6 protein-coding genes are annotated in these 14,386 nt (G+C 32.8%); all 6 read left to right on the forward strand.

Annotated features, from left to right (window positions below):
- The first annotated feature begins 86 nt into the window (after positions 1 to 86).
- Complete coding sequence (locus AC0608_RS10010) at positions 87 to 3,257, forward strand: SusC/RagA family TonB-linked outer membrane protein (protein WP_478288972.1); 3,171 nt, start codon at positions 87 to 89, stop codon at positions 3,255 to 3,257.
- Between the two features lie 14 nt (positions 3,258 to 3,271).
- Positions 3,272 to 4,735 (forward strand): SusD/RagB family nutrient-binding outer membrane lipoprotein, encoded by a 1,464-nt coding sequence (locus AC0608_RS10015; RefSeq protein WP_478288973.1) that lies wholly within the window; start codon positions 3,272 to 3,274, stop codon positions 4,733 to 4,735.
- A 1,250-nt stretch (positions 4,736 to 5,985) separates the two neighbouring features.
- The gene (locus AC0608_RS10020; RefSeq protein ID WP_478288974.1) at positions 5,986 to 9,021 is read left to right on the forward strand and encodes a SusC/RagA family TonB-linked outer membrane protein; all 3,036 of its coding nucleotides are present in this window, start codon (positions 5,986 to 5,988) and stop codon (positions 9,019 to 9,021) included.
- Positions 9,022 to 9,040: 19 nt separating this feature from the next.
- A complete protein-coding gene (locus AC0608_RS10025; RefSeq protein ID WP_478288975.1) occupies positions 9,041 to 10,573 on the forward strand; it encodes a RagB/SusD family nutrient uptake outer membrane protein in 1,533 nt (510 codons plus the stop codon).
- Between the two features lie 246 nt (positions 10,574 to 10,819).
- Positions 10,820 to 12,775, forward strand: a complete 1,956-nt coding sequence (locus AC0608_RS10030) for a putative porin (RefSeq protein ID WP_478288976.1) — start codon at positions 10,820 to 10,822, stop codon at positions 12,773 to 12,775.
- A 205-nt stretch (positions 12,776 to 12,980) separates the two neighbouring features.
- Positions 12,981 to 14,342 carry a pyridoxal-phosphate dependent enzyme gene (locus AC0608_RS10035; RefSeq protein ID WP_478288977.1) on the forward strand — a complete coding sequence of 454 codons (1,362 nt, stop codon included), beginning with the start codon at positions 12,981 to 12,983 and terminating at the stop codon, positions 14,340 to 14,342.
- Positions 14,343 to 14,386 lie beyond the last annotated feature (44 nt).

Raw genomic sequence — 14,386 nt, forward strand, 5'->3', positions numbered from 1 at the left:
GTCAATTCAGTTATTTGTGAGATAAATTTGTTTTTTTAAGAAATTATTATGATTTTTGTTTAATATAACCAACTCAAAAAATTAATATGAGATCAAAATTTAAATGGATTTTTTCGTTGCTATTGGCTTTGTCAATGCAGTTTGTGTTTGCACAAGAAAAAACGATTAGTGGTGTAGTTTCTGATACATCTGGACCTCTTCCTGGTGTAAATGTTTTAATTAAGGGCACTAAGACAGGAGTACAAACTAATTTCGACGGTGCTTATTCTATAAAGGCAACTGCTGGACAAATTTTGGTTTTTTCATTTATTGGAATGAAAGAGGCTACTATAAAAATTACAGGCTCTTCAACAATTAACATAAGGTTAGTAGAGGCTGATAATACTTTAGAAGAAGTAGTAGTGACATCATTTGGAATAAAAAGAGATAAAAAATCTCTGGGTTATTCTACACCAAAGATTCAAGCAAAAGAACTTACTGCCGCAAAAGCTACTAACGTAACCAATCAACTTGTAGGTAAGGTTGCTGGTGTACGCGTAACCGGATCAGGAGGAGCTTTTACAGGTTCTAGTATAATAATAAGAGGGCTTACAACTTTTACTGGAAGTAACCAACCGTTGTTTGTTGTGGATGGGGTGCCTATTGATAACAGTGGTGGAGGTGCTGCATTGCAAAGAGGTGCATCGCCATCAAATCGTGGTATCGATATTAATCCTGAAGACATCGAAAGTGTAGTTGTTTTAAAAGATGCTGCTTCAACAGTTCTTTATGGATCTAGAGGTGCATCAGGTGTTATTGTAATTACTACTAAAAAAGGTAGAAAAGGAGAGAAATCATCAATTACTTTCGACTCAAGTTTTAATATAGGAAATGTGAATCGTTTACCAGATTATCAAAATGAATATGCGCAAGGTTTAAACGGTACGTTAACAACTGCTCAAATTGGTTCTGCTTTAGTGCCTAATAGATCAAATTCCGCAGGTCTTATGGTCGCGTCTTCATGGGGGCCTAAGATTATGGGTCAAACAATTACAAACTCATATGGTCAACCTGAAGTATTGCAAGCTTATAAAAATAACGTTAAAGATTTTTTTAAAACTTCTTATAACGCTCAAAATAACTTAAGTTTTACTGGGGGTTCTGAAAAGTCTAGTTTTAGACTTGCTATTGGAAATACAAAAGAAACATATGTTATTGATAATAACAATTTATCTCGAACTAATCTAACTTTTTCAGGAAATACTCAAATGTCTGAAAAGTTGAACGTAGGAGCTAATATTACTTACACCAATACAACTTCACAAAGAACTTTACAAGGAAACAACTTGTCTAACCCATTGTTTAGAGGATATTTTACTCCAAGATCGTATAATTTAAGTGGTTTGCCATTTGAAAACGCACAAGGTCAGCAGTTGTATGCTGGTGGTGAGGACAATCCTTATTGGACTATTAAAAACAATAGGTACAATGATAAAGTAAATAGAATATTGGCTAATTTTAACGCTAAATACGATTTTGCTTCATGGTTGAGTGCTGACTTTAAAATCGGTACAGATTTCTATAATTTGAATAGTGTTGGTTTTGACGAGATTGGAAACAGAGGTGCTGGTTTTGTACAAGGTTCAACTAATATTGGTGGTTTAATTGAGGGCGCTACAAACGTTCATAATTTGAACCAATATTTTACATTGAATGCCTCTAAAAAGTTCAATAGTTTCACTTTGTCTGGATCACTTGGAAATGAGTTTAATAATAACTACAGCTTTGCTTCTCAGGTTACAGGTCTAAATTTAGTGATTCCTGGATTTGCCAATTTATCTAATGCTGTGACGTATGCTCCTGCTTCCTCTATTGTAAATACAAAATTGTTTGGAGTTTTTGCAGATGTTGTTCTAGAGTATAAAAATTTCTTGTCCGTAAACGTTAAGGCTAGAAATGACTGGTCCTCTACGTTAGCTCCAGAGAACAATTCTATTTTCTATTCGGCAGTGTCAGGAAGTTTTGTATTGACAGAAGCATTTCCTGCAATTAAGTTTGGCGATAAAATCAATTTAATAAAGTTTAGAGCCAGTGCAGGTGAAGTAGGAAAAGGTGCTCCTGCTTATGCAACGAATACTTACTTTGCTCAAGCTAATGCTTCTGATGGTTTTGGTCCACAAATTGTTTTCCCTTTTAATGGGAATGCAGGTTTTTCTCTTTCTAATACAGCGGGTAATGCAGATCTTACACCAGAGTTTACTAAAGAGATTGCTTTTGGAACTGAAATGGCATTTTTTAATAATCGATTAAATATTGATGCTACCTATTACGAACGTAAAACTCGTAATGTAATTTTAAGTGTACCGGTATCAGCAGGATCAGGAGTTACAAATGTTTTGAAGAATGCAGGAAAGCTTTCTACAAAAGGGCTTGAAATTGCATTATCTGGAACACCAATCAAAACTCAAAATTTTTCATGGGATTTGGGAGCAAATTATACTCAGTATGTATCAATGGTTGATGAATTGGCTCCAGGTGTAACTAACATATTTTTAGGTGGTTTTACAACTCCTAATATTCGCTTAGTTGCAGGAGATGAATATGGTCAACTTTATGGTTCTAAATATCAACGTAATGCTGATGGGCAAATGTTAATTAGTCCTACAACCGGTTTGCCATTGCAAACTACAAGCGTAGAGAAAATTGGAAATCCAAACCCTGATTTTACAATGGGTATTACCAATACTTTTACTTATAAAAACTTTAGTTTATACGTTTTATTAGACATTCGTGAAGGAGGAGATCAGTATTCGAGAAATATAGCAGATGTACAAAGAAATGGTGTGGCCGAAGAGACAGCTGAATTCCCTAGATTTGCAGCTGATAATGTTACTGCTAGCACACCATATCTTTATAATGGTGTTTATGCCTCAGGCGCAAATGCAGGGCAGCCGAACACCATACAGGTAAATGCTCAGTCTTATTATGGTAATAGTGGGAAGTATATTGCTGCTGAAGGGTTTATATATGACACCTCTTGGTTTAGAGTTAGAGAGATGTCTTTTTCATATAAATTAGGCTCTAGTTTATTAGCGAATACCGGAATTAAACAATTTGAGGTTGGAGTATTTGGAAGAAATTTATTCTTGCATGCGCCTAATTATCCACATTTTGACCCAGAACAAAATGCTTTAGGAGTAAGTAATGCGCAAGGTTTGGAGTTTAACTCTTTACCAAATACAAGAACAATTGGATTTAATCTTAAAGTAGTACTTTAATAATAATTTTAAATATGAAAAACATAAAAAATAAAATAGTAGCTGTTCTATTCTTAGTTGCTTTCGTAGTGACTGGCTGTGAATTTGGTGATATTAATGAGGATCCAAGCAGTGTAGTAGCTGCTCCAATTAATCAGCAGTTAACTTCATTGACCGTTAATGTTGGTTTTTTAGCTGGTAGCGATTTAAACCGATATTCTTCTTTGATAATGCAGCAGTATTCAGGACAAACAGTTGGTGCAACTACCCAGACTCAATTTTTCGAACAGTTTCAGATTGTTGGTTCGGATTTAAACAATGTATGGTCTAGTATTTATGCTACTATCTTAAATGATGCAGAGAATATAATAGTTGACGCAACTGCTTCTAATAGCCCGCACTACTCAGGTGTTGCGAAAATTTTAAAGGCATATACTTATCAAATTGCTGTAGATACTTGGGGGAGTATTCCTTATTCAGATACTCAAAAGTTAGCTGCAAATGTTAAGCCTAAGTATGATACGGATGAAAGTATTTATGCTGATTTAATTACTTTATTAGATCAAGGTATAGCTGAGGTAAATGCGCCAACTTCGGCAATTTCGCCAGGTACTAATAGTACAATATATCCCGGGACATTTTCAACTACTAAAACCAACTGGATAAGATTTGCTAACACATTAAAACTAAGAATATTTTTACATTACAGTGAAAAAAATCCAGGTTTTGCTAAATCTAATATTGATGCATTAGTAAATTCTTCTGCTTCTTTTTTAGCAAGTAATTCAGATAATTTTCAGATGAATTTCGTTGATGCTGCTAATGCTAGAAACCCAATTGACCAGTTTGAAACTACAAGACTTGGTAATTTAGTGGTTAATGCAAAATTGGTTAATATGATGAATTCTAAAACAGACCCTAGAAGACAATTTTATTTTACTCAATTGCCCGCAGGTTCTGGTTTGTATGTTGGTGCTGTTGCTGGAGCTCCGGCAGGACCAGGTAACTATTCTAAATTCCACACTTATTTAAGAGGATCACTTACTGGTTCAGTGTATACTGGAGCGGCGCCTATTAGAATGTTGACCTTTGCTGAATATAATTTTATTAGAGCTGAGGCATCACTAAGGTTCAGTTCTCCTGGTAATGCTCAAACATTTTTTCAAGAAGGTATTCGGGCTTCAATGCTAAGTGCTGGTGTTGCAGTAGCGGACATTACTACTTATTTAGCAACAAATGGTGTATTAACGGGAACTGATGCTCAAAAACTTGAGCAAATAATAAACGAAAAATTTATCGCTAATTATGGTGTAGCGATAGAACCATGGTCTGATTTTCGTAGAACAGGGTATCCTGTTTTAACTTTACCGTCAAATGCAATTGTGCCATATTTTCCAAGATCACTTTTTTATCCTCAATCAGAGATTGATTTAAATCCTGAAAACGTTAAGCAAAAAGCAGGTATGAATGTGAAAGTTTTTTGGGATACCAGATCATAGAAAGTGTAGCATTTTTTTAGTTCCAAAAATACATGTAGAATTTAAAAAAAAGTAAACAACAATAATTAAAAAAGGCTGTATCAAATTAAATTTGAAACAGCCTTTTTTTTTGATAATTTTTATTTTTCTAATGTATTTTAAATACCATTCAATTCTAAAAGAGTTGATTTTGGAAAATAAGAAAAATGAGTCTTTTTAGACCACTTTTTTTAAATTTTTTCTGTGACTTTAAACTACCTTTTGATGCTATTGTTCGTTTCTGCTTTAGCATGAAACGTTGGGATTCTTTTTCCGTAAAAGTTGTTCTACTATATGATAAAGTTGTTTTCGTTGTTTTATCTTTTCTTCAAAGTTCAGGAGTCGATGGGCTTTAAGTTTTTAAGGGACTTTACCACAATTAGAATTAAAAACTAATAATAATTTGATTCAAAACTTAGGTAGGCAATAAGATTTATAATTCTTAAATAGTTTAAACTATTTTACTAATTTCCCGATTGCATTTTGTAATCAGGTTTTTTATTTTTCGTAATGAACTTTAATTTTTTTATTTACAGATTTTTAAAATTTACCATTGCATTAAAATTTGTTTCCAATTGGTTAATTAGGTTATTTGTCAAGACTCAGAATGTTTTGATTTAGATTCCTTACTCATTTACTAATCATTAAAATAGTTTGTTAATTTTAAAATTTTTAAATTATTATCTAAATAAAAGCATTGTTTTATCAGTGTATTTCATAGTATAAGTCGGTAGAAATAAATACTAATTTGACTTTAAGATTTTGTGTAAATTTTAGTTTGATCTTTGGAAAACAATAATCAGAGATTTAATGTTCTTATAATAAAGGGGATACGTAAAAAACCTTATTTGGGATTATTCCATTGGGATTAATTTAATGAAATTAAAAATAGATATTTAATGATTGTAATCACAGTTAAATTATAAAAAAAAATATTTATATCTATACAATTAGTTTTGAAGTATTATGACTCAAATAAATTTCACTTAATTTCATATTCTAAATTTGCTGTTAAAAGAATTAGTTTTTCATTTAAATTTTTTTTGGTAAAAACATTACTTTAAGCATAACTTTCTATTTATAGTTAAACATAATGTAATAATTATGTTTGCATGTTCAATTTTTTATCAGGAATGGTAAAAAAAATATAATGTGTTAAATTTCATAAATAGTTGTTTCTTTAAGAAATTATTATGATTTTTGTGAAATAACTAATTCAAAACAAATTTAATATGAGATCAAAATTCAAATGGATTTTTTCATTGCTACTGGCTATGTCAATGCAATTTGTGTTCGCACAAGAAAAAACTGTTACAGGTGTAGTATCTGATGCAACAGGATCCTTACCGGGAGCTAATGTTGTTGTTCAAGGAACTACTAGAGGAACACAAACTGATTTAGACGGAAAATATTCTATCAAAGTAAATGTGGGTGAGGTTTTAGTATTCTCTTTTATAGGTATGGACAATATATCTAAAACGGTAGGGGTATCTAATTCTATTAATGTTATTATGACTGGTGGTGCAAACACTCTGGAAGCGGTTGTTGTTCAAGGGTACAGAACGGTTACAAAGAAAACGGCCGTTACTGCTGTAGCTACAGTTAATAGTGCAACAATAGAAAATCGTCCAAATGCGAATGTTTTAAACACTATTCAAGGACAATTAGCGGGTGTTAACATTACAGCTAGTACAGGGCAACCTGGAGCTAAATCTTCGGTTGTTATTAGAGGGGCTGGTACTATAAATGGTAACACGGATCCATTGTATGTAATTGATGGTTTCCCTTCAAACAGTGATAACTTTAGATCAATTAACCCGAATGACATTGCAAGTTTAGATGTTTTGAAAGACGCAGCTGCGATTTCTCAATACGGTTCTAGAGGTTCTAATGGAGTAATTGTAATTACAACAAGAAAAGGAAGTTATAGTGAGCCAAAAACAACTTTTAGGTATTCTTCACAATTTGGTATTAATGATTTACAAACTCCAAGGTATTCTTATGCCAATTCAAAACAATTATTAAAAATTGAAAAGAATTTTGGAGCTGGTCTTGGATCTACTTTAACTGATGCTCAAATTGATGCGTACAATATCAATACAAATTGGGTAGATTATTTCTTTAACCAAGGAACGTCTACGAACCATAATTTCAGTATAGAGAATAATGGTAAAAGCATAAACTCATTTACCTCTGCCAGTTTTTTTGATCAAGAAGGGGTTTTAGAATCTACAGGACTTAAAAGATTTACCGTTAGAAATAATTTGAATGGAAAATCTGACAACGGAAAATTCAAATTCTCAGTAAATTCAGCTTTCGGACATTCAAGAAATAACGAAGCGACAAATTTAGGTGAAGGAGCAATTAATAGAAATTACATTACAGGGGCCTATTTAGGTGCGCCTTATGTTTCACCTAATCAATATCAGAATTCTTCACAATTATTTAGTTTATACCAATCGAGTGGAACGTTATTATATACGCCACTAATGTTAGTGGATAAATTGAAAACGTATCAAAACAGTACTCAAGAAACTAGAATTGATCTTGCGACCGAACTTTCTTATGAGTTTGTTGACGGGCTAACAGGTAGAGTACGTACTTCAGGACAGTTACTGCAAAATAGATTTCATCAAGCAGAGTTTCCTGGATCATTTAACGCTTTGTTATTTTTAGCTCCTGGTCAAGTTTTTGGTGGTTTTGAAGATATCAATGAGAGAAGAGAATTTTTATTCAACAACTTGTTTATGTTGGATTATAATAAAACGTTTGGTAAACATACGTTTAGCGTTGCTGCAGCTTCTGAGTACAATCACTCTAGACTGACGACTAATAATATCAGACAAAGAGGTCTGGATCCAAAACTTTTTGTGCCAAATACAGGTGCTGGTTATATAGGGGATACTTCAGCAAATGATTTCTATGTGCCTCAAATTTCAGCTTCTCAATTGAGAAATGATTTGATTTCATACTTCACCACATTTGATTATGATTTCAACAATAAGTATGGACTTGTTGCTTCTTATAGAATTGATGGAAGCAGTAGGTTTATTGAGGAAAACCAATTTAATAATTTCTGGTCTTTAGGTGGTAGATGGAATATTGACGAAGAAAATTTCATGCAATCCTTAGATTTTATTAATGTTTTGAAACTTAGAGGATCGATAGGTACTTCTGGGAACCAAAGAATTGTTGATGGTACTATTTTTGCAGGAATAAATCCTCCGGCATTTGCAGATATTTACCCTGGAACAAATAATGCTTACAATAACGGAACTGGATACGGACTTACACTAGGTTTTCCTGCTTTGAAATGGGAAACTACAAAACAATACAATGTAGGTGTTGATTTTGAATTGTTAAGAGGAAGAATTAGAGGGTCTTTTGATCATTACAATAAAAAAACGGTTGATTTATTTATTAGTGAGCCATTAGTGCCTGCTACTGGAGCAACTTCTCTTACTAAAAATTCAAATGCATTTATTATTAATAAAGGATTTGAGTTGAGTATAGGATATGATGTTGTAAGAAACAATAATTTTACGTTTACTGTTCGTGCTAACGGATCTGTTAATGATAATGAAGTTGGTGGAATTACAGCTAATAATGGATCAATTATTACAGGAAATTTTATTACTAAGAATGGTGGTAGTATTAGAGAGCCTTATGTGTATCATTATATAGGAGTAAATCCGGTGAATGGTAATTTATTATTTGAAGATATTAACGGTAATCCGACGGAAGCTCCGGTAGCAGCTGATAGAAAACCATTAGGAAAAAACAATCTTCCAAAATACCAAGGTGGATTTGGTTTTGATCTAGACTATAAAGGATTCTTTGTTTCTTCAACATTTACATTTGCTCAAGATGTTGTGCGTTATGATTTTGATTTATCAGGCTTGTATAGCCCAGGTAATATAGGTACATTTAATGTGACGGATGATTTGTTAAATGCATGGACTACAACTAATACGGCTACTAATGTTCCTTCATTAAGAGCAGGTAATCTTGGAGCCCAAAATCTCTCAGATCGATTCATAAAAGACGCTTCTTATGTAAGACTTAGAAATGCTCAAATAGGATATAGAGTGCCGAAAACTTTTTTAGCTCAAACATTTTTAACGGATGTTTCTTTCACTTTACAAGGCGAAAACTTATTTAACATTACTAAATGGCAAGGTTTTGATCCTGAAAGTTCAAGAGCCGCTGATCAATACCAATACCCAACTGCTAGACAATTTACTTTTGGGGTAGATTTGAAATTTTAATTTATAAAATCTTATGAAAATGAAAAAAATATTTATTTTATCAATATTAGCAGGGGCACTTTTTGCATCATGCAATAATGATTTATTAGAGCCGTTTACACCGGGATCGTTAACTGAAGATGTTGCGATTACTAGTTCTACAGATTTACAAAGATTAATGAATTCTACTTATGGCTTATTAACCAATAGAGAGGATATCATTTTTAGCTCTGTTTTCACAGATGAAGTTGGGATTGGATTTGCCAATGGAGGTCAGGGAATTACTGAAGACTACGTTTTCTTTTTGAATGTAAGCTCAGCATCACCCTCGAATATCTGGACTGCATCTTATTTAACTCTTTCAAGAGCAAATCGTGTAATTGTATTTGCTGATCAGTTACTGGCAACTACAACTGTTGCAAGTGAAATAGTAAATCTGAATAGACTTAAAGCAGAAGCTTTGACAGTTAGAGCGTTGTCTCATATGAAGTTGCTTTCTTACTTTTCTCCAGATCTAAAAAGCAATGATGCTTTAGCCGCGGTATTACTTACTAAAGTATTAACTTCAGCTGAATTGCCTATGCAAAGATCTACTAACGGAGTATTCTACGCTTCAATACACAGTGATTTAGATGCTGCTTTAGTATTATTTAATAATGGTTCTTCTCCTTACACGGGAGCTACTGCTAAATTGTATGCAGGTAAAAATTTAGTAAAAGCATTAAAATCTAGAGCATTTGCTTACAAAGGTGATTATACCAATGCTGAAATTTGGGCAAATGATGTTATCAATACATCAGGTCTTGTTTTGGCTGATGCTACTAATTATAATAGTATTTTCCATACGGATTCTGAACCGGCTACTGTGGAAGTTATTTTTAGGTTGAAAAGAACGTTACAACAATCTACACAAGGTACTAATCTTGGGAACGGTTATGCGTCCGTAAATCCAACCGTTGATGGTTCTCCATTTTATGAAATTGGAAGGTCTTTGTACAATGCTTTAAAAGCAAATCCATCAGACATAAGAACATCCACGATAGTTCACCCAACGTCAAAACCAGATCCTAATTATGCAACTTCTACAGATTACAGAAATACGGACAGGTTAGTTTTAGCAAAACATCCTGGTTCTGCTACAGTGGGTAACCTAAATAGTGATTTCAAGATTGTAAGATTATCTGAAATGTATTTTATCAAGGCCGAAGCAAGAGTGGCTGCAGGTGATTTAACTGGAGCGGCTTTAGCGATAAAGTCTATTTTAGATAAAAGGTATTCAACTCCACAAGCTTTGCCAGTGTTTGCTAATGCAACTGCTGCATGGAAATCTATTTTAGATCAAAGAAGGTTAGAATTCGCTTTTGAAGGATATCGTTTTATTGATTTAAAAAGAATAGGAACTTTAGCTGGTGCTGGTATAAATAGAGATCCTGCGGATTATAGTTCAAGTTCATCGAACTATCCAGCTGGGAATCCATCTAATTTACCTTTAACGAGTCCTAAATTTGCATTACCAATTCCTCAAGTTGAATTAAATGCTAATCCAAGTATTCAACAAAATCCTGGATATTAATAAGAATATTTTTTAATAGTTAAACCGGCATTATGTGCCGGTTTTTTTATGTTTATTAGTCTCTTATATTATATAAATTTAAAAGGGGAGATTAGATTGATATCACTTTAAGCCTGTAAATAAATAACTACTACTTTCGTCTTTAAAAAAATACACTTCCGTTGGATGTTTTTTTATTTATAGGTATTTATAATATACCTTTGCTTGATTAATTTTTTTCAAATTGACTAATTAGATTACTTTCAAATGAGAATATTTTTTTTGTTTTATAGTTTAGTATTGCCTTTGCTACTTTTTTCTCAAGAAAAAGAGAGTGTAAATTTGAGTCAGGATAGTAAATATAACAGGACTGATTCTATTAAAAAGAAAAAAGAAAAAATCGCAACCATTGATCTCTATAAAGTGATTACAATCGATAAGGACACCACTTATATTGACACCTCGCTTACCATTCAAAAAGAATACAGTCACAATTATTTACGAAAAGATATTTTTGGGCTTTTACCTTTTGCTAATGATGGACAAACTTATAATACTTTACAATATAGCCTAAGTGATTTTTCACCGTTTCCGGAATTCGGTTTTAAAGCAAAGCATTTTAATTTTTTAGAAGCGAATCAAATACGATATTACTCCGTTGCAACTCCCGTAACTGAATTGTATTTTAAAACTACCGTAAGAAAAGGACAATCTGTGGATGCCTTTATTACCTTAAACACGTCTAAAAATCTTAATTTTTCTATTGCATACAAAGGTTTACGTTCTGAGGGGGAGTATATTAATCAATTGTCTAGTACGGGAAATTTCAGATTTACCACTAGTTACAATACCAAAAATAAACGATATTTTGCCAAAGCACATTTCACTTTCCAAGATATTTTAAATGAAGAAAATGGTGGAATAACAACCATTGGGGATTTTGAAAGTGAAGACCCAAACTATAACAACCGTCAAAGATTTGAAGTTTATTTTAATGATGCGAAGTCATTTCTAAAAGGGAAAAGAGTTTTTTTGGATCATAATTTTAGGATCAATCCTAAAAAAGGGACTAATAATTTATACTTGACACACCAATTTAATTATGAAAATAAATTTTTTGAATACAATCAGGTCACTGTTCCGTCAATTGTGGGTAGTGAAACAGTATTTCGTTTTGGGGATTCATTCCTTAGCAGTGGTATTAATGATCAAACCCGTTACAATAAAATGTATAATAGAGTTGGAGTATTATATGAGAATACTACTTTAGGGAATTTTCAATTTTTTGTAGATGATTTCAGATCTAATTATTACTATAATCAGATACTTATTTTTGATGATCGACGCATACCAAGCGCATTCAGTCAACAAATTAACAGTGTAGGTGGGCAATATGAGTACCGACTCAATAAATGGAACGGAAAATTTTTGTATTCCAGATCGGTTACAACACAGTCTCTATCTAATTTAGATGCGAAGTTACAATATGACCTGAATGATGAAGTTCAATTGGTATTTCAATATCAAAATATAAATAAACTACCAAATAATAATTATAATTTACACCAAAGTAGTTATGTGCAATACAATTGGTCTAATGATTTCAAAAACGAAAAAATAAATACATTTAAGGCCAATGCCATCTCGCCATGGGTTGATGCTGAATTACAATTTTCAGTTTTAAAGGATCATTTATATTTTAATAATACTTCAAATTCAGCTCAAACACTTGCTCAAACGCAAATTGTTACGCCCGCACAATATGATGGTACCATAAATTATTTGTCTGTTAAAGTTAGCAGAGAGTTGAAGTTCGGAAAATTTGCTTTAGATAATACTATTTTATATCAAAAAACAGCGCAACAGGACGCGATTCTGAACGTTCCTGAAATTGTAACGCGTAATACGTTTTATTACTCTAATTATTTGTTTAGAAAAGCGCTGTTTCTGCAAACAGGCATCTCACTAAATTATTTTTCCAGCTATTATGCCAATGAGTATAATCCTATTATCGGTGAATTTTTTGTACAAAACGACAAACAAATTGGGAATCATCCAAATCTTGATTTTTTCATAAATGCAAAAATTCAACGAACGCGAATATATTTCAAAGCAGAACATTTTAACTCTTCTCTTACGGGGAATAATTTTTATGCCTCTCCCAATAACCCATCGCGTGATTTTACCATTCGATTTGGTTTAATTTGGAACTTCTTCAATTAATTTTTTCTTTATAATTACAACTTTGAAATAGATTTCTAGGGTGTTATATCGTACCAGCACCATATCTTTATCTGTTTAAATAAAGCAAGTATTGTATGCGGTTATTATGCAGAACGTAAAATGTAGATAACAAGAAATATTTATAACAAAATACTATCTTTGTAGAGATATTTACAACAAACTACAATCTTAAATTCATACTATAATGCGCTACGCAGAAAATATATTAGGGACAATAGGTAACACTCCGTTAGTTAAACTGAATAGAGTAACTTCTGAAGTGGATGCTTTAGTACTAGCCAAAGTAGAGACATTCAATCCTGGGAATTCCGTAAAAGACAGAATGGCCGTAAAAATGATTGAAGACGCTGAGGCAAATGGAAACTTGAAACCAGGCGGTACTATAATTGAAGGCACTTCAGGTAATACAGGTATGGGATTGGCATTAGTAGCTATTATAAAAGGATATAAACTGATTTGTGTGATTTCAGACAAACAGTCCAAAGAGAAGATGGATATCCTTCGAGCAGTAGGAGCTAAAGTAGTAGTTTGTCCTACTGATGTGGAGCCTACAGATCCTCGGTCTTATTATTCCGTTTCCAAACGATTAGCCGAAGAAACACCCAATTCCTGGTATGTAAATCAATACGATAATCCTTCTAATACTATAGCGCATTATGAGCAAACCGGACCTGAAATTTGGGAACAAACGGGTGGTAAAATTACTCATTTTGTTGTGGGTGTTGGTACTGGAGGCACTATTTCAGGTGTTGGAAAATACTTGAAGGAGAGGAATCCAAATATTAAAATTTGGGGAATTGATACGTATGGGTCTGTGTTTAAAAAATACCATGAAACAGGAATTTTTGACGAAAATGAAATCTATTCTTACATCACTGAGGGTATTGGAGAAGACATCTTACCAAAGAATGTCGACTTTTCTTTAATTGATGGTTTTACAAAAGTAACGGATAAAGATGCTGCAGTATATACTCGCAAAATCGCTCTTGAAGAAGGGATTTTTGTAGGTAATTCAGCTGGAGCCGCAATAAAAGGATTGTTACAGCTTAAAGAACATTTTAAACCCGAAGATGTTGTTGTGGTTCTTTTTCATGATTCGGGAAGCCGCTATGTGGGTAAAATGTTCAATGACGATTGGATGCGTGAACGTGGTTTTCTGGAAGAAGTAATTACTAAAGCCGAAGATGTCATCAAAGATCATATTGATAAACCATTAATTGTGGTGCGTACCGAAGAATTAGTTTCGCACGCTATTGAAAGAATGCGTAAATATAAGATTTCTCAAATTCCCGTTATAGACGTTACTGGATTTGTAGGATCTGTTGATGAAAGCGATTTGTTTCAAAGTTATGTTGCTGACAAAGATGTTGCTGATAAACCTATAAAAGAAGTTATGGGAAAACCATTTCCAATAGTCAAATTTGGAACTTCAATTGAAGAGGTTTCTCGATTGTTTACAAAAGAAAATGAAGCCGTTCTGATTGAATTAGAAAATGGCAATCATCATATTATTACTAAATATGATATCATTGGTTCGATAAAATAAGTCTAGTCTAAATTTATTTCCAAACTGTATTCCTGCAATGTTTT

The sequence above is a fragment of the Flavobacterium sp. GNP008 genome (assembly GCF_056428965.1).

Coding starts and splice junctions, on each gene's coding strand:
- AC0608_RS10010 (WP_478288972.1), top strand. CDS start 87: ATGAGATCAAAATTTAAATGGATTTTTTCGTTGCTATTGGCTTTGTCA.
- AC0608_RS10020 (WP_478288974.1), top strand. CDS start 5,986: ATGAGATCAAAATTCAAATGGATTTTTTCATTGCTACTGGCTATGTCA.
- AC0608_RS10035 (WP_478288977.1), top strand. CDS start 12,981: ATGCGCTACGCAGAAAATATATTAGGGACAATAGGTAACACTCCGTTA.
- AC0608_RS10030 (WP_478288976.1), top strand. CDS start 10,820: ATGAGAATATTTTTTTTGTTTTATAGTTTAGTATTGCCTTTGCTACTT.
- AC0608_RS10025 (WP_478288975.1), top strand. CDS start 9,041: ATGAAAAAAATATTTATTTTATCAATATTAGCAGGGGCACTTTTTGCA.
- AC0608_RS10015 (WP_478288973.1), top strand. CDS start 3,272: ATGAAAAACATAAAAAATAAAATAGTAGCTGTTCTATTCTTAGTTGCT.